This is a genomic window from Geodermatophilus sp. SYSU D00691, from assembly GCF_054050275.1.
The window spans coordinates 23,180-47,731 of the sequence record NZ_JBJGYZ010000045.1 but is presented as its reverse complement, the minus strand read 5'-3'; the positions used below and the strand labels follow the sequence as shown (position 1 = coordinate 47,731).

At 75.1% G+C, this 24,552-nt stretch carries 25 protein-coding genes; 12 read left to right on the top strand and 13 right to left on the bottom strand.

Translation table 11 applies throughout. The annotated features are described in order from the left end of the window. Positions 1 to 127: 127 nt before the first annotated feature. The 3 genes from ACI797_RS24795 to ACI797_RS24785 form a co-directional block, all read right to left on the bottom strand. Entirely contained in the window at positions 128 to 502 is a 375-nt protein-coding gene (locus tag ACI797_RS24795) for a VOC family protein (RefSeq protein ID WP_456862416.1), read from the bottom strand. Between the two features lie 176 nt (positions 503 to 678). Further along, the gene (locus ACI797_RS24790) at positions 679 to 1,446 is read right to left on the bottom strand and encodes an SDR family NAD(P)-dependent oxidoreductase (protein ID WP_456862414.1); all 768 of its coding nucleotides are present in this window, start codon (positions 1,444 to 1,446) and stop codon (positions 679 to 681) included. Beyond that, on the bottom strand, positions 1,443 to 2,231 hold the full coding sequence (locus ACI797_RS24785) for a crotonase/enoyl-CoA hydratase family protein (protein WP_456862412.1): 789 nt from the start codon (positions 2,229 to 2,231) through the stop codon (positions 1,443 to 1,445). The genes ACI797_RS24790 and ACI797_RS24785 overlap by 4 nt, the downstream gene beginning before the upstream one ends. 81 nt (positions 2,232 to 2,312) lie before the next feature. Here ACI797_RS24785 and lhgO point away from each other — a divergent pair, with 81 nt between their 5' ends. Next, a complete protein-coding gene (lhgO, locus tag ACI797_RS24780; protein ID WP_456862408.1) occupies positions 2,313 to 3,518 on the top strand; it encodes an L-2-hydroxyglutarate oxidase in 1,206 nt (401 codons plus the stop codon). 3 nt (positions 3,519 to 3,521) lie between these two features. On the opposite strand, the gene ACI797_RS24775 is transcribed toward lhgO, so the two are convergent. From ACI797_RS24775 to ACI797_RS24765, 3 genes are all read right to left on the bottom strand, one after another. Continuing rightward, positions 3,522 to 5,837, bottom strand: a complete 2,316-nt coding sequence (locus ACI797_RS24775; RefSeq protein ID WP_456862406.1) for a lysylphosphatidylglycerol synthase domain-containing protein — start codon at positions 5,835 to 5,837, stop codon at positions 3,522 to 3,524. Between the two features lie 217 nt (positions 5,838 to 6,054). Further along, entirely contained in the window at positions 6,055 to 6,834 is a 780-nt protein-coding gene (locus ACI797_RS24770; protein ID WP_456862404.1) for a DinB family protein, read from the bottom strand. Between the two features lie 90 nt (positions 6,835 to 6,924). Next, entirely contained in the window at positions 6,925 to 7,794 is an 870-nt protein-coding gene (locus ACI797_RS24765) for an NAD(P)-dependent oxidoreductase (RefSeq protein ID WP_456862402.1), read from the bottom strand. 125 nt (positions 7,795 to 7,919) lie between these two features. Here ACI797_RS24765 and ACI797_RS24760 point away from each other — a divergent pair, with 125 nt between their 5' ends. Together ACI797_RS24760 and ACI797_RS24755 are read left to right on the top strand one after the other, a co-directional pair. After that, positions 7,920 to 8,567, top strand: coding sequence for a TetR/AcrR family transcriptional regulator (locus ACI797_RS24760; RefSeq protein ID WP_456862400.1), 648 nt, complete (start codon positions 7,920 to 7,922; stop codon positions 8,565 to 8,567). Then, positions 8,564 to 9,004 carry a PaaI family thioesterase gene (locus ACI797_RS24755; RefSeq protein ID WP_456862398.1) on the top strand — a complete coding sequence of 147 codons (441 nt, stop codon included), beginning with the start codon at positions 8,564 to 8,566 and terminating at the stop codon, positions 9,002 to 9,004. Before ACI797_RS24760 ends, ACI797_RS24755 begins: the two co-directional genes overlap by 4 nt. Here the strand turns inward: ACI797_RS24755 and ACI797_RS24750 are convergent. The 5 genes from ACI797_RS24750 to ACI797_RS24730 all read right to left on the bottom strand — a co-directional run bounded on the left by ACI797_RS24750 (position 9,001) and on the right by ACI797_RS24730 (position 13,857). Next, positions 9,001 to 10,353, bottom strand: coding sequence for a CoA transferase (locus tag ACI797_RS24750; RefSeq protein ID WP_456862396.1), 1,353 nt, complete (start codon positions 10,351 to 10,353; stop codon positions 9,001 to 9,003). The genes ACI797_RS24755 and ACI797_RS24750 overlap by 4 nt on opposite strands. Positions 10,354 to 10,461: 108 nt before the next feature. After that, on the bottom strand, positions 10,462 to 10,704 hold the full coding sequence (locus ACI797_RS24745) for a hypothetical protein (protein WP_456862394.1): 243 nt from the start codon (positions 10,702 to 10,704) through the stop codon (positions 10,462 to 10,464). A gap of 95 nt (positions 10,705 to 10,799) precedes the next feature. Beyond that, positions 10,800 to 12,221, bottom strand: a complete 1,422-nt coding sequence (locus ACI797_RS24740) for a DUF222 domain-containing protein (RefSeq protein WP_456862392.1) — start codon at positions 12,219 to 12,221, stop codon at positions 10,800 to 10,802. Between the two features lie 53 nt (positions 12,222 to 12,274). Continuing rightward, positions 12,275 to 13,417 carry a glycoside hydrolase family 3 N-terminal domain-containing protein gene (locus ACI797_RS24735; RefSeq protein WP_456862390.1) on the bottom strand — a complete coding sequence of 381 codons (1,143 nt, stop codon included), beginning with the start codon at positions 13,415 to 13,417 and terminating at the stop codon, positions 12,275 to 12,277. A gap of 38 nt (positions 13,418 to 13,455) precedes the next feature. Further along, positions 13,456 to 13,857 carry a VOC family protein gene (locus ACI797_RS24730; RefSeq protein ID WP_456862389.1) on the bottom strand — a complete coding sequence of 134 codons (402 nt, stop codon included), beginning with the start codon at positions 13,855 to 13,857 and terminating at the stop codon, positions 13,456 to 13,458. Between the two features lie 18 nt (positions 13,858 to 13,875). Here ACI797_RS24730 and ACI797_RS24725 point away from each other — a divergent pair, with 18 nt between their 5' ends. The 3 genes from ACI797_RS24725 to ACI797_RS24715 all read left to right on the top strand — a co-directional run bounded on the left by ACI797_RS24725 (position 13,876) and on the right by ACI797_RS24715 (position 16,250). Further along, a complete protein-coding gene (locus ACI797_RS24725) occupies positions 13,876 to 14,286 on the top strand; it encodes a rhodanese-like domain-containing protein (protein ID WP_456862387.1) in 411 nt (136 codons plus the stop codon). A gap of 12 nt (positions 14,287 to 14,298) precedes the next feature. Next, the gene (locus ACI797_RS24720) at positions 14,299 to 14,694 is read left to right on the top strand and encodes a hypothetical protein (protein ID WP_456862386.1); all 396 of its coding nucleotides are present in this window, start codon (positions 14,299 to 14,301) and stop codon (positions 14,692 to 14,694) included. A gap of 671 nt (positions 14,695 to 15,365) precedes the next feature. Then, the gene (locus ACI797_RS24715; RefSeq protein ID WP_456862384.1) at positions 15,366 to 16,250 is read left to right on the top strand and encodes a hypothetical protein; all 885 of its coding nucleotides are present in this window, start codon (positions 15,366 to 15,368) and stop codon (positions 16,248 to 16,250) included. A gap of 42 nt (positions 16,251 to 16,292) precedes the next feature. Here ACI797_RS24715 and ACI797_RS24710 read toward each other — a convergent pair whose 3' ends face one another. Beyond that, positions 16,293 to 17,111, bottom strand: coding sequence for an IclR family transcriptional regulator domain-containing protein (locus ACI797_RS24710; protein WP_456862382.1), 819 nt, complete (start codon positions 17,109 to 17,111; stop codon positions 16,293 to 16,295). 98 nt (positions 17,112 to 17,209) lie between these two features. Further along, positions 17,210 to 18,679, bottom strand: a complete 1,470-nt coding sequence (locus ACI797_RS24705) for an amidohydrolase family protein (RefSeq protein ID WP_456862380.1) — start codon at positions 18,677 to 18,679, stop codon at positions 17,210 to 17,212. 244 nt (positions 18,680 to 18,923) lie between these two features. On the opposite strand from ACI797_RS24705, the gene ACI797_RS24700 reads away from it, so the two are divergent. The 6 genes from ACI797_RS24700 (at position 18,924) to ACI797_RS24675 (ending at position 24,551) form a co-directional block, all read left to right on the top strand. After that, a complete protein-coding gene (locus ACI797_RS24700; protein ID WP_456862378.1) occupies positions 18,924 to 20,093 on the top strand; it encodes a CaiB/BaiF CoA transferase family protein in 1,170 nt (389 codons plus the stop codon). Continuing rightward, complete coding sequence (locus ACI797_RS24695; RefSeq protein WP_456862376.1) at positions 20,086 to 20,904, top strand: citryl-CoA lyase; 819 nt, start codon at positions 20,086 to 20,088, stop codon at positions 20,902 to 20,904. Before ACI797_RS24700 ends, ACI797_RS24695 begins: the two co-directional genes overlap by 8 nt. A gap of 13 nt (positions 20,905 to 20,917) precedes the next feature. Beyond that, positions 20,918 to 21,889 (top strand): zinc-binding dehydrogenase, encoded by a 972-nt coding sequence (locus ACI797_RS24690; RefSeq protein WP_456862375.1) that lies wholly within the window; start codon positions 20,918 to 20,920, stop codon positions 21,887 to 21,889. A 20-nt stretch (positions 21,890 to 21,909) separates the two neighbouring features. After that, positions 21,910 to 22,770: a dioxygenase family protein gene (locus ACI797_RS24685; RefSeq protein ID WP_456862373.1), complete on the top strand. Its 861-nt coding sequence runs from the start codon at positions 21,910 to 21,912 to the stop codon at positions 22,768 to 22,770. A 76-nt stretch (positions 22,771 to 22,846) separates the two neighbouring features. Further along, the gene (locus ACI797_RS24680; protein WP_456541903.1) at positions 22,847 to 23,458 is read left to right on the top strand and encodes a YceI family protein; all 612 of its coding nucleotides are present in this window, start codon (positions 22,847 to 22,849) and stop codon (positions 23,456 to 23,458) included. Positions 23,459 to 23,639: 181 nt separating this feature from the next. Next, complete coding sequence (locus ACI797_RS24675) at positions 23,640 to 24,551, top strand: FRG domain-containing protein (protein WP_456862371.1); 912 nt, start codon at positions 23,640 to 23,642, stop codon at positions 24,549 to 24,551. Position 24,552 lies beyond the last annotated feature (1 nt).

Genomic DNA, 24,552 nt, shown 5'->3' with positions numbered 1-24,552 from the left:
CAACCGCCTCGTCGGCATCCTCCACGGCTGCCTCAAGACCACAACCACATACGACGAGAGCACCGCTTGGCCCGAGGTCACGACCGCGGCGGCTTGACCCGAGGAACCATGGGATGTCTGAGCCGGCTCACCCGCCGTACGGGCGGGTGATGATCTCCAGGACGTGCCCGTTCGGGTCCTTCCAGTACACGCCGCGGCCGCCGTCGCGGGTGTTGATCCGCCCGGGCTGCCGCTCGAACGGGTCGGCCCAGAAGTCCAGCCCGCGGGCCCGGATCCGCCCGAAGATCTCGTCGAACTCGGGCTCGGAGACGAGGAAGGCGTAGTGCCGGGGGTGGACGTCGGCGTCGTCGGCGAAGTCGAGCGAGACGTCGTTGTCCAGCGTCACGACGGCGAACGGGCCGTACGAGGTGGGCGGGGCCAGGCCGAGGACGTCGGCGAGGAAGGCCGCAGCCTCCTGCTTGTCCCGCGCGGCGACGATCGTGTGGTTCAGCTGGACGGGCATCGGGGCTCCCTCGGGCCGGGGTGCTGGTCGAGTTCCTACACCTCGACCAGCTCCCCGGCGAAGAAGTCGGTCAGCGCCTCGTGCGCGTCGACCGGCTGCCTGACCGGCACCGAGATTCGCCTCAGTGCTGCCACCGGCCGCGGGTCTCGCGTCTCAGGCGAATCTCGATGGGCCGGTCAGAAGACCGCGTAGCCGCCGTCGACCAGGACGGTCGTGCCGGTCTGGTAGCTGGAGGCGTCGGCGGCGAGGTAGACGGCGATGCCGCCGAACTCCTCCGGCCGGCCCCAGCGGCCCAGCGGCACGCGGGAGATCACCCGGTCGGTGAAGACCTGCGACGCCTGGGCCGTGGTGGTCATGTCGGTGGCGGTCCAGCCGGGCAGGACGCCGTTGACGCGGATGCCGTGCCGCGCCAGCTCCACCGCCGCCGAGCGCACGAACGCGGTCAGCCCCGCCTTGCTCGCCCCGTAGGCGTGGTTGCGGGCGGTGCCGCTGATCGCGGCCAGGCTGGCGACGGCGATGACCGACCCGCCGGTGCCCTGCTCGACCAGCACCCGGGCGGTCTCGCGCAGCGTCCAGAAGGCGCCGTCGAGGTTGGTGTCCATGACCGTGCGGTAGTCGGCGGCGGTGGTGTCGACCAGCGGCTTGAGCGGCACGCCGAGCCCGGCGTTCACCACCACCACGTCGAGGCCGCCGAGCAGCGCCACCGTCTCCCGCACGCCCTCGACGACGGCCGCCTCGTCGGACACGTCCACCTGCTGGGCGTGCGCCACGGTCCCGGCGGCGGTGAGCTCCTCGGCGGCCGCCCGCACCTTCTCCACGCGCCGTCCCCACAGCGCGAGCGACGCCCCGTGCTCGCCGAGCGCACGCGCCATCGCCAGCCCGATGCCCGAGCCGCCACCGGTCACCAGCGCCCGGCGGCCGGTCAGGTCGAACAGCCCGCTCACGACGACAACCGCCGGCGGACGACGGCGACCTGCTCCGGCGACCCGATGAGCGCGCCGATCTCGTCCTGCTCCGCCTGCAGCCCCTCGGCCAGCGGCACCCGCCCGGCCAGGTCGATCAGCCGCTTGGTCGCCCGGGTGGCGCTGCGGCTGTGCCCGGCGATCTCCGCGGCCAGCGCGAGGGCCTCGGCCAGGGGGTCCGCGGCCTCGCGGGTGGCCAGGCCCAGTCGCGCCGCCTCGCTCCCGGTGACCTTCCGGCCGGTGAGCGCGAGCTCCTTGGCGACGTCGCGGCCGACCAGCTCGGGCAGCAGCTGGGTGCCGCACATGTCGGGCACCAGGCCCCACTGCACCTCCATCACCGACAGCTGCGCGTCGGGCGCGACCAGCCGGATGTCCGCGCCGAGCGCGATCTGCAGGCCGCCGCCGAAGGCGAACCCGTGCACCGCCGCGATCACCGGCGCGGGCACCAGCGACCAGACGTGCACGGCCTGCTGGGCCAGCGCCCGCGCGGCTCCGAGCGGTTCCCGGGGGACGACGACGCGCGCGGCGCCGCCCTCGGCCATCGCGGCGAAGGAGCCGAAGTCCAGCCCGGCGCAGAAGGCGCGCCCCGCCCCGGTGAGCACGACCGCCCCGACGTCGTCCCGGTCCATCAGCGAGGTGCCGACGGCGACCAGCGCCTCGAACATCGCCGGGTCCAGCGCGTTCAGCTTGTCCGGCCGGTCCAGCCGTACGGTCGCCACGCCACCGGCCACCTCGAGCGCCACCCGGCGCGAGACGTCGTCGTCCACCCCCGCTGTCTACGGTCCGGCTGACGCGGGTGTCAACGACTCCTCCGCGATGATGACGCGGAGTCCGAGCAGAGGAGCCCGATGACCGCACCCACCCGGATCGGTGTCGTCGGCGCCGGCATCGTCGGGCTGGCCGTGGCCCGCCGGCTCGCGCAGCTGCGCCCCGACGCGCGGATCACCGTGGTGGACAAGGAGGACGACGTCGCCGTCCACCAGACCGGGCGCAACAGCGGCGTCGTGCACGCGGGGCTGTACTACGCACCCGGCTCGCTCAAGGCCGAGCTGTGCACCCGCGGCCGGGGACTGCTGCGCGAGTTCTGCGCCGAGCACGGGCTGGCCTACGACGAGTGCGGCAAGCTCGTGATCGCCCGCAACGCCGATGAGCTGCCGGCGCTGGCCGAGATCGAGCGGCGGGCCACCGAGAACGGCGTGCCCGGCCTGCGGCGGCTGTCCGGAGCGGAGCTCACCGAGATCGAGCCGGCCGCGGTCGGCGAGGCGGCGCTGCACTCGCCGCGCACCGCGATCGTCGACTACCGGGCGGTCGCTCGGGCGATGGCCGACGAGCTGCGGCAGATCGGGCACGACGTCCGGCTCGGCTTCGAGGTCACCGCCCTGCGGCGCGAGCTCGGCGGGGGTGTGGTCGTCTGCTCCGAGGAGGAGGCGTTCGCCGTCGACCGGCTGGTGGTGTGCGCCGGGCTGCAGACCGACCGGGTGTCGCGGCTGGCCGGCGACGAGAAGGGGCCGGCGATCGTGCCGTTCCGCGGCGAGTACTACCGGCTCGTGCCCGAGCGGGAGCACCTGGTGCGCGGGCTGGTCTACCCGGTGCCCGACCCGCGCTACCCGTTCCTCGGGGTGCACTTCACCCGCCGGGTCGACGGCGGCGTCGACATCGGCCCGAACGCCGTCCTGGCGCTGGCCCGCGAGGGCTACCGGTGGGGGGACGTCCGCCTCGGCGAGCTGCTGGCCACGCTGGGCTGGCCGGGCACGCGCGTGCTGGCACGGCGGCACTGGCGCATGGGCGTGGCGGAGTTCCGCGGGTCGCTGTCGCGCACGGTCTTCATGGCCGCCGCGCGCGAGTACGTCCCGGAGGTCACCGATGACGACGTGGTGCGGGCGGAGGCCGGCGTCCGCGCCCAGGCCGTCGACCGCGACGGCACGCTGGTCGACGACTTCCGCATCCACCGGATCGGCCCCGTCGTCACCGTGCGCAACGCGCCCTCGCCCGCGGCCACCTCGGCGCTGGCGATCGGCGAGCACGTGGCCGCGCGGGTCCTGGCCGACGTCTGACGGTCAGATGCGGTCGCGGCGCTGCAGCGCCGTGAAGGCCACCCACCCCACCGGCGCCGGCAGCCAGAAGGTGGCGGCGCGGAAGGCGAGCACCGCGGTGAGCGCCGGCGCCACCGGCACCCCGGTGGCGGTGAGGCCGCCGACGAGCGCGGCCTCGACCGCGCCGAGGCCGCCGGGTGTGGGCGCCGCGGAGCCGACCGTGGACGCGACGAGGTAGACCACCACGAGCGCCGGCAGGTCCAGCGACGTGCCGAACGCGCGCAGCGACGCGTCGAGGGCGAGCACGTACCCGCCGACCTGCAGCAGGACGCCGAGCCCGGCGGTGCCGAGCCGGCGGGGGTCGGTCACGGCGGCGAGCAGCTGCGGGATCGTCCGCCGCAGCAGCGGCTCGACCCGGCGGCGCAGCGTCCGGCGGGCCGCCGGGATCGTAGCGGCCAGCGCGAGCAACCCGGCCGCCACCAGCAGCACGGCGAGGACCCCGCCGCTGGGCAGCAGCGACGGCCGGGACGGCGACACCCCGCTGAGCCAGCCGGCGACGACGAGCACGAGCAGCGTGCCGGCCACGGTGACCACCTGGCTGACCCCGACCGTGGCCGCCGCGCTCGCCGTCGGCGCTCCGGAGCGCTGCAGGTAGCGCACGTTCAGCGCGACGTGCCCGACCGTCGGCGGCGTCACCAGCGTCACGAACGACGACGCCAGCTGCACCAGGGAGGTCCGGCCGAGCGGCAGCCGCTCCGGGCTGAACGCGGCCAGGGCCAGCGCCGCGCCGACGTAGGTCACCGCGGAGCCCGCCAGCGCGACGACCAGCCAGCCCGGCCGGGCCTCCCGCAGCGCGCTCGCCAGCGGGACGTCGGACAGCTGGGTGGCGAGCACGTACGCGGCCACGGTCGCGCCCGCGACGCTGACGAGTGTCCGCGGGCGCACGCGCTCCAGCCGCGGGGTCGGCCCCGCGCCGCCGTCGGGACCGGAGAGCTCGGCGCGCAGGTCGGCCAGGACCGACGTCCCCGCCGCGGCGCGGCGGACCGGCCGGGTGAGCGCCAGCGGCTGCAGCAGCGCTGCCAGCCGCGCCTCCTCCGCCGGCCCGGGCTCGTAGCCGCGGCGCAGCGCGGCGGTGGCCCGGTCCACCCCGTCGCGCGCCGCCACCGCGACGAGCAGCGCCACCACGTCGAGGTCGCGCTGCAGCTCGCCCGCCGCGGGCTGGGCGAAGCCCAGGTCGGTGAATCCCACGGCGCCGTCCGGGAGCAGGACGACGGCCCGGTCGGTGAGCGCGCCGTGGGCGACCCCGGCGTCGTGCAGCCGGCCCAGCGCGGCGAAGGCCGCGGCCAGCGGCTCCTCGCCGGGCCGGCCCGCGCTCAGCGGCGTGCCGGGGAGGGGCCGCTCCACGAGCACGAGGGCCGGACCGGCCGCCAGCAGCGCCGGGATCTCAGGGACGGCGACCCCCGCCGAGCCGGCGAGCCCGGACACCAGGGCCTGGCGCTCGAGGACGCCGCGCAGGGTGAGTGCGGGCCGGCCGACTGCCGGCGTGCGGAAGCGCAGCACGCGCCAGAGGCGCCGGGTGACGGTGACGCCCCGGCGGTCCGGGTCGACGACGGTCACCACCAGGTCGCCGTGGGCATCGCGCGCGGCGTAGCGGACGCGGCCGGCCGCCACCCGCAGCGGGCGCAGGGCGTCGACGACGAGCCCCGCCCGCGCCAGCACCGCCCGCACCAGCGGCTCGGCCGGCTGCGCGGGCACGACACCTGCGGCGACCCGGACCGCGTAGCCGGACGCCGCCCCGATCAGCACGGCGGCGACCGCCCCGGCGACGGTGAGGCTGCCGAGCGCCAGGGCGCAGCCGACCACGACCGCCAGGCCGGTGCCGGCCAGCAGCGTCAGCCGCGTGCTCCGGGACCGGTCGGCGCCGACCACGAGGGCGAGGGCCACGGTGACCGGCACCACGGCCGCCCGGTCCTCCGGGCCGAGGGCGGCGATCCACCCGGCGGCGCCCGCTGCCTGGGCGGCGACCGCCACGGCGGCGGCGAGCAGGCCGGCCAGGGTCGCGGTGGTGACCGCGTACCGGCGGCGGCGCAGGGCGTCGACCGCCAGCGCGAGCAGGGCGGCGAGCACCGCGAGAGAGGCGGCGGCGCTCGCGATCGAGACGACGGTCCGGGGCAGGCCCAGCAGCCCAGCGGGGACGGTGGCCTCGGCCGCGCCGGGGACGAGCACGGACAGCAGCACGAGGGCGAGCAAGCCGCCGGCGGTCCAGCACAGGCGGCCGACGTCGGCGGGACGGCGGATGCGTGTGCGGGGCCAGAACGACCCCGCCTCTGCTCCGCCCACGGCCTGCAGTATTCGCACCCGCGGTCCCGCCGCCGCGCTCGGCCCGACGCACACGACCGCCCGGCCCGTCCGGCCTGGTCGTGTGGGCGGACGGGACGACCACCGTGGTCGAGCCGGCGGTGCGGAGAACCGCTTTGCACGCGTTCCACGCGCATTGACCGGGCTGCAGCGCGTGCAAAGCCGGGGAGGAGCGTGCTCGGCGGGCTTGCTGCCGAACTCAGCGCTGGGCGAGCACGGCGAGGTCGCGCTCGGCGAAGCGGCGGTGCTCGATGTGCTCCTCGAGCACCACGCGGAAGCACTCGCCGACGTCGTGCGTCTCCTCGCCCCAGGCCGGCACCGGGGTGCCCGTGCGCGGCTCGGGGAGCTCGTCGTCGGTCACCGCGTCGATGGCCGTGCGCACCTGCTGCCGGCGCTCGAGGAACACGGCGGTGGCCTCGGCCGACGACGGGCGGGCGTCGGGGTCGAGGCCGATCACCCGCCACTCCGAGAGGGGCAGGTCGGTCGGCGGCACCCCGATCTGTGAGAACGGCGCCGGGTCGCCGCGCAGCCAGCCGCCGATCCAGGTGTCGACGGCCAGGACGAGGTGCCGCAGCGTCTCGACGAACGACCACTCGCCGGCGACCCGATCCTGGAGGACCTCCTCGGGCAGCCGGCCGGCACGGGCGAGCGTGTCGTCCCAGAGGCGCTCGACCTCGTCCCACACGGCGCGCAGGTCGTCGGCGGTCGTCGCCGCGCGCAGCCGGACGCGCTCGGGGTGGCGCCGGTCGAGCTCGGCGGCGACGTAGGCGCTGACGTCGACGTCGTCCACGACGACGGGGCCGGACCGGCCGCTGAACCCGCCGATCACCAGGCCGTCGACGAACGAGCTGACGATGCGCACGCCCCGCATGTCGCAGTCACGGAAGATCGCGCCGCCCAGGTCGGCGTAGTGGAACGTCGCGCCGTGGAAGGCGCGGGTGTTCGCGTGCACCTGCGGCGTCGGCCCTGGTTCCGTCACGGGGGGAGACTAGGTGCCGAGCAGCAGGGCGAGGGGGGCCCGCGCGCTGGGGGCGGCGAACCCACCCACGAGGGCGCAGCGGCCGGGCGCTCACCGGTCCCGCGCCGCGATGGCCCGGGCGACCGCGGCCATGTCCGCCGCGCCGAGCCCGGCGGAGAGCGCCTCCCCGTAGAGGGCGTGGCACACGTCGAGCAGGGGTGCGGCCACCCCCGCCCGCCGCGCGGCCTCGGCGATCAGGCGGTTGTTCTTCAGGACGTCGGCGATCGCGGCCTGCGGGCGGAAGTCCTCGTCGACCAGCTTGGCGGCCTTGACGCGGGACACGTCGCTGGCCATCGGCCCGGCCGCGAGCACGTCGACCAGCACGCCGAGGTCCAGCCCGTGGCGGCGGGCGAAGTGCACCGCCTCGGCCAGTCCCGTGACCATCGTGATGAGGAACAGGTTGACGGCCAGCTTCATGAGCGAGGCGTTCGGGACGGCGCCGCAGTCGACGACGTGGCCGCACAGGGGGTGCAGCAGCGGCCGCACCGCGCGGCGGGCGTCGGCGTCGCCGGCCAGCATGGCCACCAGCCGCCCGTCCTCGGCCGGTCCCCGGGAGCCCGACACGGGCGCCTCGACGTAGCGGCCGCCCGCCTCCCGGACGTCCGCCTCCAGCTCCCGGGACCAGTCGGCCGGGGTCGTTCCCATGTGGACGACGGTGCGCCCGGCCACCCGCCGGTGGAACGCGGGCCCGCCGCGGTCCAGCACGGCGTCGACCGCGCTCTCGTCGGCCAGCATGAGCAGGACGACCTCCGCCTGGGCGAACACCTCCGCCGGGTCGGCCGCGACCGCGGCGCCGGCGGCGCGCAACGGCTCGACCTTCTCCGCGGTCCTGTTCCAGACGACCAGCGGCGTCCCGGCCCGGGCCAGGTTGAGGGCCATGGGCTGCCCCATGAGGCCGAGACCGACGAAGCCGACGGGCACGGGCGCCCTCCCCGGGGTTGACCATGACGAACGTCATGATGGAGGCTGCCCGGCATCATGACAACTGGCATAGCCGTACGCGAGTCGGGCGGGTCGGTCCTGCGGCTGCACGACGCGCTGGTGCCGTGCGGGACGAGATGACGGCGGCCGGCGACGCGCGGGCGCCGCGCGAGCTGGGGCCGCGCGAGCGCATGGTCCGCAGCGCCATGGCGCTGATCGCGGCCCACGGTGTCAGCGGCACCGGGATGCGCCAGGTCGTGGAGCACGCCGACGCGCCGCGCGGATCGCTGCAGCACTACTTCCCCGAGGGCAAGGAACAGCTCGTCCGGGAGGCGCTGGCGCTGGCGAGGCGGACGGCGTCGCGGACGGTCACCCGGCTGCACGACGAGCCCGGGCCGGTGCGGCCGTCCGACGTGATCGCCACGATGGTGCGGCCGTGGCGAGGCTGGCTCACCGGGTCGGAGTTCGCCCAGGGCTGCCCCGCCGTGGCCACCGTCGCCGACGCCGTGACCGCCAGCGACGGGCTGCGCTCGGCGGCCGAGGAGCTGTTCGCGGTCTGGCAGCGGGCGGTCCAGGAGGCGCTCGAGGTCGCCGGGGTGCCGGCCGCCCGCGCTCCCCGCCTGGCGGCCGTCTGCATCAGCGCCCTGGAGGGCGCCATCGTGCTGTCCCGCGCCCGGCACGACCTGAGCCCCCTCGACGACGTCGAGACCGAGCTGGGGCCGCTGCTGGACGCCGCGGCCGCGCCGGCCGGACGACCGCGGCGGGCACGGTGAGCGGCGGGCAGGAGGAGCGGGTCCGCCGGCAGTTCGGGCGGCAGGGGTTCATGCGGCTCCTCGGTGCCGAGCTGACCGAGGTGCGCGACGGCGAGGTGACCGTCGAGCTCGACGCCGGCCCGCAGCTGGCGCAGCAGCACGGCTTCGTGCACGCCGGCGTGGTCACCAGCGCGCTGGACACCGTCTGCGGCTTCGCCGCCCTGACCCGCATGGACGACGGCGTCGGCGTGCTCACCGCCGAGTTCAAGGTGAACCTGCTCCGGCCGGCGAGGGGCCCGCGGCTCGTCGTGCGCGCGGAGGTGGTCCAGGCGGGCCGCACGCTGGTCGTGTGCCAGGCGCGGGCACGCATGCGCCAGGCCGACGGCGGCGAGGAGCTGGTCGCGCTGATGACGGCGACCCTCGCCTCGGTGCGCGGGCGCAGCGACGTCGTCGACTAGCGCTCCGGTCCGCCGGGCCACCAGCGCGGCTCGTCGTGCCCGGCCGGAACGGGCCCGTGCCGCCAGACCGGGGAGCCAGGAGGTGCCACGGTGGTCACCGGTCCACCCGGTGCCGGCAGGTCGACGAGGTAGGGCGTGGCGTCGTCGACGTCCCCGGTCGCGGGTCCGCCCGTGCCGCTGCCGGCGAGCAGCCAGTGGGCCGTCTGCGCCAGCGACAGCTCGGCGTGCCAGGCGCCGCCTTCCTCCTGCCGGCGGGCGAGCCCGCGCAGCGCGGCTGCGGCCGCCAGGTGGCCGGTGGCGTGGTCCAGGGCCTGGGCGGGCAGGACACCGGGCGCCTCCCCGGTCGCGTACCGCAGGGCGATGCCCGTCGCCGCCTGGACGAGGGAGTCGAACCCGCGCCGCTGCCGCCAGGGACCGGCCTGCCCCCAGGCGCTGAGCCGCACGACGACGAGGTGGGGGTGGCGCTCGGCGAGCGCAGCCGGGGCGAGGCCGAACCGGTCGAGCGCGCCGGGTCGATGCCCCTGGACGACGACGTCGGCCGCGCCCAGCAGCTCCTCGAGGGTGGTCCGGCCGCTGCGCTCGCCGAAGTCGAGGACGGCGTGCCGCTTCCCCGGGCCCGTGTCGAGGAGGGTGCCCGGGTCCTCGGGCAGCCGGGGGCTGTCGATGCGGAGCACGTCGGCGCCGTGCGAGGCGAGGGTGCGGGTGGCGACCGGCCCGGCGATGACCCGGGTCAGGTCGAGGACGCGCAGGCCGGGCAGCGAGGCGCGGACGGCGGGCCCTCCGGCGACCCGGTCCAGCGAGAGCAGGGGCAGTCCGGCGACGGCCCGGCCCTGCGGGTGCTCGGCCCACTCCTGCGGGGCGCGGACCGCGGCCGCCGCGCCCCCTGCCGCCACGACCGCCGTCTCCAGGGCCTCGGCGTCCGCGGCCGTCGCGGCGGCGCCGGGGTCCTCCCCGAGGACCGCCACGGCGGCGCGACGGTGGTGGGGATAGTTCGCGTGCAGCCGGAGCCAGCCGTCCCGGGTGCGCCAGAAGCGGGAGAGCTCCGCGAATCCCGGGCCGACCGGTCGACCGCCCTGGCGCACGTAGCGCTCGCTGCGGAACGCGACGCCGACGTGACGGGCGTCGAGGTCAATCGGGGCGGACCGGCCGGTGAGGTCCCGCGCGGCCGTGAGCTGAGCCAGGACGGCGCCGATCGCCAGGTCGTCGACGTCGAGCGGCCCGCCCAGACCGGTCCATCCGGTCACCCGGTACGCGTCGGGCCCCGGCGGGCTGCCGCCCAGGGCCTGCCACGCGGTCTCGAACAGCGCGGAGGACCGGGGGGCCGGCTCACCCCGCCGTCTGGCCGCCATGGTCCGACTCTCGCTGATCGGGGCATCGGTGAACAGCGATCGGCGGCCATCGATCGACGACTTCGTGCCAGGGGACCGCGCGTGGCGGGGCGGACGATCCGCACCGCGTCACGCGGGCGACGCGTCGTCCCCTGCGAGCATGCGGTCGATCGTCTCGATCCACGCCGCGCGCACGACCGGGGGCCGCCCCTCGACCACCTCGGTCAGGCGGGCGAGCGTTCCCGGACCGTCGCCGACGACGGTGTCGAAGCCGAGCCGGACGAGCAGATCGGCGATCTCGTCGGGGTCGAGACCCGCGGCGAGCAGCGGCTCGATGACCCAGTACTGCTGTTCCGGCGCGATCGACCCCACGCACGCCCTTCCCCGGAGGGGCGGCCGGTAGATGCAGGGACATGGGCACATGTCGGCTCGTCGACTTCTCGGCAGGTCGACATGTGCCCGGTCGCTCAGAAGGGTGGGTCGTCGTCGGGTTCGGCCGGTTCGGGTGGTGGTCGACGGCGGTGCAGCCAGGGCCGGGTGGTCCGCGTGATGCCGGCCGGGCTGATGACGTGCAGGGTGCCGTCGGGCTCCATGGCGAACAGCCAGCCCTTGAACAGGGTCTTGAGCCGGTGGTGGGTGCGGCACAGGCAGCACAGGTTCGTGCAGGTGGTCCGCCCACCCTGGGCGTGCGGGACGACGTGGTCGTGGTCGGCCCAGCCCGCCCGCCGCCGGCAGAACGGGTGCCGGCAGCCGCGGTCGCGGGTGCCGAGGAACCGGCGCTGCGCGGCGGTGGCCCGGTAGGCGTCGGTGTCCGGGGGCAGGTCGGCGCCCTCGCCGGCGCGGACCTTCCGCTGCAGCTCGCCCAGGGTCAAGGTGGCGACCAGCACGCCGTCGGCGTCGGTGATCGCGAAGGCCATCTCCCCGCCGTCGGGGGTGGTGAGGCCGAGGGCGCCGATGCGGCGCAGCAGGTCGCGCAGCTGCGCCGGGGTGATCGCGTGCCCGTTGACGTCCGCCGGCCGGCTGCTCGTCCCCTCCAGTGACTCCAGCGCTGCAGTGACCATCAGGCACGCGCGGGCGCCGGCCGCGCCGGGCAGCGCGGCGCCGCGCAGCAGCAGGGAGTAGATCTCGTTGCGGATAAGCCCGATCGGCCGCGCATCGCCGTCGGCCTTGGCCATGCCGGCCACGGTGTCGAGGAAGTTCCAGCCCTCGGCGGCCTCGTCGGCCGGCAGCTCCGCCCCGAGGGTGGCCCGCCCGTCCGGACCGGGCTCGAGGAACACGTCCGCGCTCTCCTCGGCGAGCTTGCGGTTCTCGTCGGCCGAGTCGGGGTCGAGCTCGAGCAGCACCCCTCGGATCCGCTTCTCCAGCCCCGTGAACGACAGTTCGCCCGCCTCCGGCAGCACGATGGCCTCGACCCGCCGGGCCAGCGCCGGATCGGTGAAGGCGAGGACGTCGGCGAAGATCTGCCCGCGCCGCTCGTCCAGCTCCCCGGCGGCCAGCGCCGCGAACACCGCCGGCAGCGAGTCGCGCCAGGAGAACGCCCGCCGCGCCCGGTGCAGCGCGGTGCCGTGCCCCACCCCCAGCGTGTGCGCGAGCTCGTGCGGGAACGACTCGCTGACACCCGGCAAGGCCGGGTCGGAGCGTCGCCGCCAGCGCTCGCTGCGCGCTCCGGGCGTGCCCGGAACCGGATCGGCGTCATCCGGGGTGAGTGCGGCCAGGTGCAGGATGAACTCGGCCTCCTCGGCGGCCAGCCGTGCCCGTTGCCGCTGCAGGTCCTGCAGGCGCAGCGAGGCCGCCTGCTTGGACAGCCGCCGCAACGGGTTGCCGTGCGGGCGCCACACCATGTCGATGACGACCCCCTCCCGAGGGGGCGCGGCAGCGACGGTGGCCATGACGCCAAGCTAGGCACGGGGTACGACAGTTCCGGGCCGCTGACCAGCAGAGATCAGGCGGGTGGCAGCAGACCTGCCCGCGCCTTCGCGACCAGCGCGGTCCGCACCGCGTCGTCCACCCGCTCGGCGAACGCCGGGTCCGCGGCGTCCTGAGCCAGCACGGCGTCGACCATCTCCGGCAGCACCGTCGCCGTCACGGTGAGCACGAGCGTGCCGCCCGCCGCCAGGAACCGCACCGCGCGGTCGCCGGGCGGGACGTCGCGGACGGCCGCCGCGTTGCCCACGTCGTCGGTGATGACCACCCCGTCGAACCGGACCTCGCCGCGCAGCACCTCGTCGATCACGACGGGGGAGAAGACCGCCGGGGCCGACGGGTCGATCAACGCGTAGGTCGCCGACGACATCATCACGAACGGGTGCGCGCGGTCGCGGGCCAGCACGCCGAACGCGGCCACCTGGTCGCCGTCCCGGGGTGTGGAGTCGTCGACCACCCCGGCCGTCGTGTCCGTGTTGCCGGTGACCGTCCCGAGGCCCGGGAAGTGCTTGAGGGTGGCGGTCACGTCGTGGGCGGCGAGCCCGTCGACGACGGTGCGGGCGGCGGCGACCACCTCGGCCGCGGTGTCGCCGTACTGGCGGTCGAAGACGCCGATGGGCGGGTTCGACGCCGCGGTCCCGGCCGGGACGACGTCCGCCACCGGTGCCAGGTCGAGGTTCACCCCCGCCGCGGCCAGCGACGCACCCATGCCGTCCGCGAGCGAGGACAGCTCCGCCGGCGGCAGCGAGCCCTGGTCGAGCGCCGACGGGAGCGGGCCGAACCCCGGCCCGGACAGGCTCTGCACCTGCCCGCCCTCCTGGTCGGCGGCGATCCACGGCCGGATCCCGCCCGGAGCCGCCGCCGTCCACCCGCCGGTCACCGCCGCGATGTCCGAGGCCGACGCCGACGACCGGCCCTGCAGGAACACCCCGCCCACCCCCTGGGCGACGAGCGCGTCACCGGCCGACAGGCCGGACAGCGGGACCCCGACGACGAAGAGCTGGGCCACCTCCGCGCGGCGGTCCATCGCCTCCAGCGCCGCGGTCACCTCTTGCGGCAGCGCGTCCGGCGGCGGGGTCGGCGCGGCGGACGACGAGGACGTCGTCGTCGCGGCCGGCGGCGACGGGGTCGAGGACGACGAGCACCCGGCGAGCGCCAGCACCGCCAGCGCCGCCGCGGCGGCCCGGCGCAGGATCCGGCTCAGCGCCGGTCCCGGCGCAGCGGGTGGTCCCCGGGGACCTCGACGAGCGCGATCCGGACGCCGTCCGGGTCGGCCACCCAGGCCTCGACGAGGCCCCACGGCTCCGTGCGCGGCTCGCGCAGGACCGGCACGCCGGCCGCCGCCAGCCGCGCCACCTCGCCGGCGACGTCGCGGACCTGGAACCACAGCGCGACGCCGCCGACCGGACCGGAGGAGCCGCCGGACACCTCGAGCAGCCCGTTGCCGGCGAAGAAGACCAGACCCGGCGCCTCCGGCGGGCCGAACTCGCGGAACACGGCCAGCCCGAGGACGTCGCGGTAGAACGCCTGGGTGCGCGCGAGGTCGGCCGGGTGGAGGAGCACCCGGCTGCTCAGCACCTCCATGAGGCCATCCTCGCGCACGCCTGACAGGGTGGGCGCGTGACGGTCGACGACCTGCTCGAGGCCAGCCGCGACGGCGTGCGCCGGTACGCGCCGCGCGAGCTGGTCGATGCGGCGGCCCGGGGCACGCTCGTCGTGGACACCCGCACCGACGCCCAGCGCCGCCGGCAGGGCGAGCTGCCGCGCGACCTGCTGCCCGGCGTCCTCGTCATCGACCGCACCGTGCTCGAGTGGCGGCTCGACCCGAAGAGCGAGGCGTGCATCCCGGAGGCTTCCAGCCACGACCTCGAGGTCGTCGTCGTGTGCCGGCAGGGCTACAGCTCCAGCCTCGCCGCCGCGTCGCTGCGGGCGCTCGGGCTGAGCCGCGCCACCGACCTGGTCGGCGGCGTCGAGGCGTGGCTGGCCGCCGGGCTGCCGACCGACGACGGACCGGCCGACGTCCGGGAGTAGAGGGGGAGAGGCATGACCGAGCAGCAGCGCCCGGAGGAACCCGGCTTCGTCGGCCGGTCGATCGAGGAGTTCGTGCACCAGCTGCGCGCCTTCTCCGACCGGGCGCGCACCCTGGCCGGCGGCGCCGTCCCCTCGGGGTTCAGCCTGCCCCGGCTGCCCAGCCCGCCGGGCGCGATGTCGGCCGCGCAGCTCAAGGCGGTGGCCGATTCGGTCAAGGCGCAGCGCCAGCAGCTGCAGGCGATGACCGCCCAGCTCCAGGCGTTCGACCAGCAGCTCGCGGTCTTCGAACGCGTGCTCGAGCCGCTCGTCGAGTGGAGCTCGACCTGGGCGCGGCTGGAGGAGGGCGTGGCCTCCCTGGTCCGCCGCGACAGCGCGCACGACGAGCGCCGCCCCGCCGGGGAGGCGTAGCACCCCCGCTGGCCTGCACACTTCCCGGTGACCGAGCCGGCCCGGCGGAGGAGACGGCGCAGGATCATCTCCGTGATCTCCGGCTTCTGCTGGGAGCCAACCAGCGGGCGGCCGCCGGGGCCATCGGAGCGGACCCGTGGAGCTGGGCCGAGATGGCCGCCGCGTGGGCCGCTTCGCCGTGCTCATGCGCGGCGCACCGGGCGGCCGGGGGAGCAGGCAGCGCGCCGTCACCGACCGGGTGCTGGCCTCCGGCGAGCTGCCTCCCGGCGACGACCCCGCGGCCTGGCGGGCCGGCTGCGGCACGAGCGCCGGCAGCCGGCCCAGGCGCGCTGAGTCGTCGCCAGCTCCTCGGTGCTCGCCGCTGCACTGGTCGGCATTGCGGCAGTCCGGGGCAACGACGGCTCACCTGCCGTGTGGAGGGTGGCAGCGGTCATCGTCGTGCTCGGCGCGGTCGGGTTCCGGTGGCTCAGCGCCCGGCGAGCGCGGGCGAACCGGATCTTCACACGCCTACCGGCCTAGCAGTTGTCCAGGGATCGGGGGCAGCCCGCGATCTCCTGTGTCTTGCGTTTCCGGCAGCCGTCCGTCGCCACGTCGAGGCCCGGGGCATGATCGTGGGTGGCACGAGGCCCAGACAGGCATGCGCCTCCTGTCCGCCCCGGAGGGAGACGCCGGTGGAGTTCCGCAAGGCGAAGGTCGTCAGCCTCAAGGCGCATCCGGTCCTGAACGAGAAGTGGCTCCAGGGTCTCCTCGCCGACGACCCGAGCCTGCTCGGCCTCGGCGACAATCTCATCCTCAAGGATGCCGAACGCCGCCAGCCCCGTGCCGGACGCCTGGATCTGCTGTTCTACGACCCGGAAGCAACCACCCGCTACGAGGTCGAGGTGCAACTCGGGCCGACCGACGAGGCGCACATCATCCGCACGATCGAGTACTGGGACTTGGAGCGGTCCCGGTATCCGCAGTACGAGCACGTCGCCGTGCTGGTCGCCGAGGATGTGACCAGCCGCTTCCTCAACGTCATCTCGCTGTTCAACAAGGCCATCCCGATCGTCGCTGTCCAGATGCGGGCACTGGAGATCGGCGACGGTGTTGTAACCCTAAGCGCGACCACCGTGCTCGATCTCGCCCGGCTGGGAACCGACGAGGAGGACGACGCTGGCCAGGCCACTGACCGCACGTACTGGACGGACAAGGGCTCCCCGGCGACCGTGGCTCTAGCTGACGAGATGCTCGGGATCGTCAATGACGTCACTGGCCGCGGCTTGGGCCTCAAGTACAACAAGTTCTACGTCGGGCTGGCCAAGGACGGGATCCCCGACAACTTCGTCGTCTTTCGTCCCAGGAAGAGGCACATCCTCGCTGAGTTCAAGGTCAAGCAGACCGATGAGGTCAGCGCACTGGTGGAGGGCGCCGGCATCGAGGACTACTCCTATACCAGCCGGAACGGGAACCTGGTCATCTCCCTGGACAACAAGGCGGCCGTGGCCAAGCATCGCGCCCTGATCACCGACCTGATCCGACGAGCCAGTGGTACCCCTGCGCCGACAGAGGACTGACGCGCAGATCGGCTCGCCTCTCGCCCAGAGGACCGCACACTCCTAGCCAGCCGCGGTGCCTCGCGGGACCTCGACGTGCGGGCGGCTCTGCCACAGCGCCCACTCGGCGCTGATGTCGCCGGCCGCGCGCAGCAGCCGCGGCAGGTGCTCGCCGAGCAGCCGTTCGACCGACGTCTCGGCGGCGTGCACGGTCACGTTCATCGCCGCCCGGACGGCGCCGTCGCGGTCGCGCACCGGCACCGCCACCGAGCGCACGCCCGGGGCGAGCTCCTCGTCGGCCAGCGCCCAGCCGCGCGCCCGCACCTCGGTGAGCTCGGCCTGCAGCTCCTCCGCCGTCCGCCCGATGTACGGCGGCAGGCCGGCCCGGCTCGGCTCCGCCAGCGCGGCCGCCAGCTCGCCCGGCGCCAGCGCGGCCAGCAGCACCTTGCCCTGCGAGGTCTGCTGCGCCGGGAAGCGGGTGCCGATGTCGACCCGCAGCGCGATCAGCTTCGGCACCGACACCCGCGCCACGTACACGATGTCCGACCCGTCGAGCTGGGCCATGGACGACGACTCGCCGGTCTCCGCCACCAGCCGCTCCATGTGCGGCCGCGCGATGTCCCACAACCCCAGCGCGCCGACGTAGGCCATGCCGAGGGTGAGCACCTTCGGCGTCAGCTCGAAACCGGCCGCGGTCGAGCGGACGAACCCCAGCTCCTCGAGGGTGAGCAGCAGCCGCCGCGCGGTCGGCCGGGCCAGCCCGGCCGCCGTCGCGACCTCGGTGAGCGACATCGTCCGGTGCGCGGCGTCGAAGCAGGCCAGGACGTCGAGACCGCGCGCCAGCGCCTCCACGAAGTCCGGGCCCGCTCCGCGCCCTGCCATGGTTCCGCGTCCTTCCACCGGCGAGATCGGCGATCTCGCGCACCTTGAGAGCCGAAGACGTGCGAGACCGCCGATCTCGCCGGTCGGTGCCGCGTCGACTAGCGGCCCAGCACCCGCTCCTCGCCGCCGGCCCGCTTCGACTCGTCCTTGAAGTCGGTGTACTGGTACGGGTTCTCCAGGATCGACTGCTCCGCCTCGGGCATCTCCGGGAACATCCCGGCCTGCCAGACGTCCTCGCCGCACTCGGCCTTGAGGTAGTCGATGGTGTTCTCGATCTCGGTGCGCACGGCACCCAGGTCGACGCCGACCAGCTTGCCCTCGGCCTTCACGACCTTGCCGTCGACGACGACGGTGTGGACGTCGCCGCGCTGCGCCTGGAACGCCACGTGGCCCAGCGGGTTGAGCAGCGGGAAGGACACCGGCGAGTTCTCGTTCTTGATCAGGACGACGTCGGCCTTCTTGCCGGCCTCGAGGCTGCCCAGGTCGGCGTCGCGGCCGATCGTGTGCGCCCCGCCCTGGGTGCACCACTCCACGACCTGCTGGGCGCGCAGCCGCAGCTGGGTGATCGTCTCGCCCTTGAGGTGCGCCTCCAGGTGCTCCGACATGCGGTCGGCGTTGAGCGTCGAGCGCATGGCCGAGAACATGTCGCCGCTCCACCACACGCTGGTGTCCATCGACAGCGACACCGGGATGCCGTACTGCAGCACCTGCTCGGTGGGCGCGTGCCCCTGCCCGGCGCTGCACTCTGACTCGGTGGCGATCGAGATCGACCCGCCGGTGGCGGCGATCCGCTGGTAGGAGTCGCGGGTCAGCGTGGCCGCGTGCACGTAGGTCGTCTCCGGCGTCATGAACCCGCCGTCGTACATCTGCTGGATGCCGGTGTCGCTGGTCGCGCCCCACACCCCGGCGTGCGTGGTCACCGGCAGCCCGAGCTCGCGGGCCACCTCGAACGCCGCCTTCTCGGGGAAGGCCGGGTCGCCGGTGACGTCGAAGGCCAGCTGCACGCCCATCATGTCGTCGCGCGCGTCGCGCAGCCGCTCGAGGAACGAGCGGACGGCGGGGTCGGCCGACCACTCCCACGGCCCGGCCTGGATGTTGCCGTAGGCCAGGACGAACCGGCCGGGCACCGAGCGCAGCGCGTCGAGGGCGGCCTCGGCGTGGTCGACGGACTGCAGGTTGTGCGACCAGTCGACGGTCGTGGTCACGCCGGCGTCGAGGGACTCGATGGCCGCCAGCCGGTTGCCGGCGGCGATGTCCTGCGGGCGGAACTTCTTGCCGTGCTCGAGGTAGTACCAGACGAAGTACTGGGTGAGCGTCCAGTCGGCGCCGTAGCCGCGCATCGCGGTCTGCCACATGTGCCGGTGCGTGTCGATCATGCCCGGCATGACGATGCCGCCCCGGGCGTCGATCTCCTGGGTCCCCTGCGGCACCTCGAGGTCCGGGCCGACCGCCTCGATGCGGTCGCCGACCACCAGGACGTCGGCCTCGTCCAGGACGGTGCACGACCCGTCCATGGTGAGGACGGTGCCGCCCCGGAACACCAGGGCCGCGGGTTCGGACGAGCTCATTCTGGGCCTCCTCGACGTCGTCGTCTGTCTCGGACGGCTGTCCGTCAAGCGGTCGGCAGTCCTCGCGGCCACCCTGCTGTGACCGTGCGCACATGTCAAGCGCGGAATGCGGGAGAATGGCCCGCGACCAGCCGTGATAGCGGGACGACGTCGTCCCGCTTGACACCCCGGGGACGGCGACGAAGACTGCGAGCGGAGGCGGACGGCTGTCCGCACAGCGGTCACCAGGGAGGCACACGGACCGATGAGCTCAGCACCCGCGGCGGCCGACGGTCCGCTGGCCGGCCTGCTCGTCGCCGACTTCTCCCGGATCCTGGCCGGCCCGTACGCCACGATGCTGCTGGCCGACCTGGGCGCCGAGGTGGTCAAGGTCGAGGGTCCGCGCGGCGACGACACCCGCACCTGGCAGCCCCCGGTCCGGTCCAGCGTCTCCACCTACTACCTGGGCGTCAACCGCAACAAGCGCTCCGTCGCCCTCGACCTCAAGGACCCGGGCGACGTCGAGCTCGCGCAGGAGCTGGCCCGGCGCGCCGACGTCCTGGTCGAGAACTTCAAGCCCGGCGGCCTGGCCCGCTTCGGCCTGGACTACGACACCGTCGCCGCGACCAACCCTGGCGTCGTCTACGCCTCGATCACCGGGTTCGGCAGCCAGCCCGGCGGCGCCGAGCTGCCCGGCTACGACCTGATCGTGCAGGCCATCTCCGGGCTGATGAGCCTCACCGGCCCGCCGGACGGCGAGCCGTACCGCGCCGGCGTCGCCGTCTTCGACGTCATGGCCGGGCTGCACGCGACGATCGGCGTGCTGGCCGCGCTCAACCGGCGGCACGAGACCGGCACCGGCCAGCACGTCGAGGTCAACCTGCTCGCCTCGGCGATGTCCGGCCTGGTCAACCAGACCAGCGCGTTCGTCGCCGGCGGTGTCGTCCCGTTCCGGATGGGCAACAGCCACCCGAGCCTGTTCCCCTACGAGCCGCTGCCCTGCGCCGACGGCGAGCTGATCGTCACCGCCGGCAACGACGGCCAGTTCCACAAGCTGTGCGAGGTGCTCGGCGTCCCCGAGCTGGTCGACGACCCGCGGTTCGCGCACAACGAGGACCGCACCGCCAACCGCGACGCGCTGCGCCCGCTGCTGGTCGAGCGGCTGCGCACCCGCGGCAAGCTGGACTGGTTCCGCGACATCATCGCCGCCGGAGTGCCCTGCGGGCCGATCAACACCGTCGACCAGGGGGTCGCCTTCGCCGAGGAGGTCGGGCTCGAGCCGGTGGTCACCGTGGGCGAGGGGGACGCCGCCGTGCCGTCCGTCCGCAACCCGATCCGGTTCTCCGACACCCCGCCCGGCTACCGGCTGCCGCCGCCGGCCGTCGACGAGCACGGCGCGGAGATCCGCACGTGGCTGGAGGAGGGCCGTGGCTGACGAGAGGCCGGTCTACCCGACGGCGCTGGGCGCCTCGAGCCTGCACGACATCACCCTGCTCGGGCGCAGCCTCGCCGACGACGTCATGGGGGAGGTGGGCTTCGGCGAGCTGGCGTTCTGGCTGGCCACCCAGCGCCGCCCGGCGCCGGGGGAGACCCGCGTGTTCGAGGCGGTGCTGGCCGCGCTGGCCGACCACGGGTTCACCCCGACGGCGATCGTCACCCGGCTGACCCACCTGTCGGCGCCGGACTCGGTGCAGGGTGCCCTCGCCGCCGGCCTGCTCGGCGGCGGGTCCCGCTTCCTCGGCGTTACCGAGGACTGCGGCCGGTTCCTGCACGACGTCCTGCAGCAGGCCGGCGAGCTGCCCACGGACGACGCCGGCTGGGACGCCCTGGCGCTGGAGACGGTGACCGCCCAGCGGGCCGCGAGGCGGTTCGTGCCCGGCCTCGGCCACCACGTGCACAAGGAGGGCGACCCGCGCACCCCGCGGCTTTTCGCGATCGCCGCGGAGGAGGGCCTCTACGGCCCGCACCTGTCGCTGTTCGCCGCGATCGGCCGGGTGCACCCGCAGGTGCTGGGCAAGACGTTGCCGCTCAACGGCGCCGGCGTCTGCGGCGCCGCCCTCGCCGACCTCGGCCTGCCGCTCGAACTGCTGCGCGGCTTCGCCCTGCTGGCCCGCACCGCCGGGCTGATCGGCCAGCTCGCCGAGGAGCTGCGGCACCCGGTGGCCAACGAGATCTTCCTGTCGGTGGACCTGAACAACCGCTCCGTGGCCCCCGACCCGTACGTTCCCCCGGACACCGCGAGCTGAGAGGAGCCCCCGCGTGCGCGCAGCCGTCGTCCGCACCCTCGGCTCGCCCCCCGAGCACGGCGAGCACCCCGACCCCCGCCCGGGGCAGGGGCAGGCCCTGGTCCGCGTGACCGCCGCGCCGGTGGTCCCGCTCGACCTGCTCTGCGCCGGCGGCGCCTCCTACTTCGGGCAGCCGCCGGTGCCCTACGTGCCCGGTGTCCAGGGCGTCGGGGTGGTGGAGGGCTCCGCCGTCCTGCCCGAGGGCACGCGGGTCTTCTTCGCCACCCAGGCCGGCATGGCGCCCGGCGACGGCAGCATGGCCGAGCGCTGCGTCGTCCGGGACGCCGACGTCGTGCCGCTCGCACCCGAGGTGCCCGACGAGGTCGCCGCCGCGGTGGGCCTCTCCGGCGTCGCCGCGTGGATGGCGCTCACCTGGCGCGCGCAGCTCGAGCCGGGGGAGCGGGTGCTCGTGCTCGGCGGGGGCGGCGCGGTCGGGCAGGCGGCCATCGGTGCCGCGCGGGTGCTCGGCGCCGGCCGGGTCGTCGCCGTCGTCCGCGACGACGCCGCCGAGGCGCGCGCCCGCGCCGCCGGCGCCCAGGAGGTCGTGCGGCTGACCGCCGACGTCGACGTCCTCACCGAGCGGCTGACCGGGGCGCTGGACGGCACCGTCGACGTCGTGGTCGACCCGGTGTTCGGGCCGGCGGCGACCGCCGCCGTCCGGGTGCTCGCCCCCTGCGGCCGGCTGGTCAACATCGGCGGCGCGATGGGGGACACCGCCGAGTTCTCCTCCGCCGTGCTGCGGTCGAGGACGATCAGCGTCCTCGGCTACACCAACAACGCCATCACCGTCGAGCAGCGCCGCGAAGCGCTGACCGCCGTCACCACCCACGCCGCGGCCGGCCGGCTGACCGTCGCGGCGGAACAGCTCCCGCTTCCCGACGTCGGCGAGGCCTGGCGGCGCCAGGCCACCGGCGGCGCCGGCGTCCGGTTCGTCCTCATCCCGTGAACACCGCCCAGGAGGCAGCCGTGCAGCTCGTCACCGAGGAGAACATCACCGACCTCGCCGCCCAGCGCTGGGGCACCGCGCACGACCCGCGGACGGCGGAGCTCCTGACCGCGCTGGTGCGCCACCTGCACGCCTTCGCCCGCGAGGTCCGGCTCACCGAGGCGGAGTGGATGGCCGCCATCCAGTGGCTCAACCGCACCGGGCAGATCAGCAACGAGAAGCGCGAGGAGTTCATCCTCGCCTCCGACGTCCTCGGGCTGTCGATGCTCGTCGTCCAGATGAACCACCGGCTCGACCCGCGGGCGACGCCGGCCACCGTGCTCGGGCCGTTCCACATCGAGGGCTCGCCCGAGCTCGGCTTCGGCGAGGACATGTCGCAGGGCCTGCCCGGCACGCCGCTGTACCTGCACGGCCAGGTGCGCGACCTCGACGGCAACCCCGTGCCGAACGCCGTCCTCGACATCTGGCAGGCCGACAACGAGGGCCTCTACGAGTCGCAGCACGCCGACGTCGACGAGGCGCGGCTGCGCGCGAAGTACACCAGCCGCGAGGACGGCACCTACTGCGTGCGCACCGTGGCGCCGCTGGGCTACACGATCCCCATGGACGGCCCGGTCGGGGAGCTGATCTCCAAGACCGACATCAGCCACTTCCGCCCCGCCCACGTGCACTTCCTGCTCAACGTGCCGGGGTACGAGCCGCTGATCACGCACCTGTTCGAGGAGGGCGCCGACTACCTCGACAGCGACGTCGTCTTCGGAGTCAAGGCCGAGCTCGTGGTCAAGTACGAGGAGCGCGAACCCGGCGAGACGCCGGACGGTGGCACCATCGACCAGCGCTGGTACGAGGCGCGGTACGACTTCGTGCTGCAGCCGGCCTGACCGACCCAGCGCAGCCGTCCCCCGCGCGATCGGGAACGATGGAGCGCGGGGGACCGATCTGGGGGAGTGGGAGACGGTGGGCAGACACCGGGCACCGGACAGCGACGCGTCCGAGTTCGAGGCGGCGACCAGCGCCGTCCCCGACGTCACCGGCGACTACGTCGTCGACGTTCAGCACACCCGCATCGGCATCCGGGCGCGGCACGCCATGGTGACGACGGTGCGCGGGTCGTTCTCCGACTTCGAGGGCGCCGCGCACCTGGACTACGAGGACCCCTCGGCCAGCGCCGTGGCGCTGCGCATCCGGACGGCGACGGTCGACACCGGCGTGGCCGACCGCGACGCCCACCTGCGCTCGCCGGACTTCCTCGACGTGGAGCGCTACCCGGAGATCACCTTCGAGTCCACCGCGGTCGAGGAGATCGACGACGACCTCTACCGGGTCACCGGCGACCTGACCATCAAGGACGTCACCCGGCCGGTCACGGTCGACTTCGCGCTCACCGGCTCCGCGCTGGACCCGTGGGGCAACCTGCGGGTCGGCTTCGAGGGCGCGCTGGCGATCAAGCGCAGCGACTGGGGGCTGACCTGGAACACCGCGCTCGACACCGGCGGGGTGCTGGTGAGCGACCGCATCCAGATCGAGTTCGACGTCTCCGCGATCCGCACGGACAAGCCCGCCGGCTGACGTCCGCGGCCACGATCAGCTGACCTGGTCGTGACCCTTCCTCCCCCGCGGTGGGACGTGGGGGAGGAGCCCTTCCGGTGGGGGAGGACGGCTCGCGCCCCGGAACTGTCGTACGCCGGCGGCACACTCGACCGCCGGTGCCGGACCACGGCGCCGACGGACGAGGGGGGCTCGGAGGACGGTGTCGGAACAGGCCGACCCACGGTGGACGACGACCGGCTGGGGCTTCGGCGTCACGTCGCAGGACCAGGCGTTCCGCGCGATCACGCGCATCGTCTCGCTGGCCGCCGGTCGCCGGTACGTCTGGCGGGGGTGCAGCGACCGTTCGGTCCGGGTCCGGTCGTCGTTGCTGCACGGCCTGGTCATCGACGAGGCCGAGCCGCTGCCGACCGAGCTGGAGCTGCGCCGGCACGAGCTGGCCGTCCTCCGCGAGGCGCGGGGGTGGGGGCTGGGCGCGCAGGCCTCCGACCTCTCCCTGCTCGTCGACCTGCAGCAGCACGGGGTGCCGACCCGGCTGGTGGAGGTCACCCACAACCCGATGACGGCGCTGTGGTTCGCGGTCGAGCGCGGCGACGAGGCGGGCGTCCTGCTCGCCTTCGACGTCACCGAGTTCCCGACCTACGAGACGCCCGACCCGCCCGCCGCGCCCGACTGGTCGCTCCGGCACGCGCTGGCGGTGTCGGCCAAGACCGGGTCCCCGTTCCTCGTGCGCCCGACGCGGCCGACCCCCCGCCTGCAGGCGCGGGAGGGCCTCTTCCTCTCCGGCGCGGTCCCGCTGGGGCCCTCGCCCGCCGGCGTCGACGGCCTGCCGCTGCCGGCCGCCGGCCCGCCCGGGCGGGACCGGCTGGCCAAGCTGTTCGCCCCGGAGGAGCGCGGCGCGGGCCGGCCCACGCGGCTGCCGTTCTGCGCGCTGGTCGTCCCCGGGCGCATGAAGAAGGCGATCCGCGAGCACCTGAACGCGCTCAACCGGCGGCGCAGCACGATCTACCCCGACGTCGCCGGCTTCCGCGACGCCCTGCGCGAGGACGCCGTCCCGCTGCACCCGCTGCCCGACGTCGTCCCGGCGCACGACGACGTCGACGCCGCCGGCTGAG

Excerpts from the sequence above, each read along its gene's own strand:
- ACI797_RS24710 (WP_456862382.1), bottom strand. The coding sequence starts at position 17,111 with ATGGCAGGGCGCGGAGCGGGCCCGGACTTCGTGGAGGCGCTGGCGCGC.
- ACI797_RS24720 (WP_456862386.1), top strand. The coding sequence starts at position 14,299 with ATGACCGAGCAGCAGCGCCCGGAGGAACCCGGCTTCGTCGGCCGGTCG.
- lhgO (WP_456862408.1), top strand. The coding sequence starts at position 2,313 with ATGACCGCACCCACCCGGATCGGTGTCGTCGGCGCCGGCATCGTCGGG.
- ACI797_RS24740 (WP_456862392.1), bottom strand. The coding sequence starts at position 12,221 with ATGGCCACCGTCGCTGCCGCGCCCCCTCGGGAGGGGGTCGTCATCGAC.
- ACI797_RS24700 (WP_456862378.1), top strand. The coding sequence starts at position 18,924 with ATGAGCTCAGCACCCGCGGCGGCCGACGGTCCGCTGGCCGGCCTGCTC.
- ACI797_RS24750 (WP_456862396.1), bottom strand. The coding sequence starts at position 10,353 with ATGGCGGCCAGACGGCGGGGTGAGCCGGCCCCCCGGTCCTCCGCGCTG.
- ACI797_RS24795 (WP_456862416.1), bottom strand. The coding sequence starts at position 502 with ATGCCCGTCCAGCTGAACCACACGATCGTCGCCGCGCGGGACAAGCAG.
- ACI797_RS24705 (WP_456862380.1), bottom strand. The coding sequence starts at position 18,679 with ATGAGCTCGTCCGAACCCGCGGCCCTGGTGTTCCGGGGCGGCACCGTC.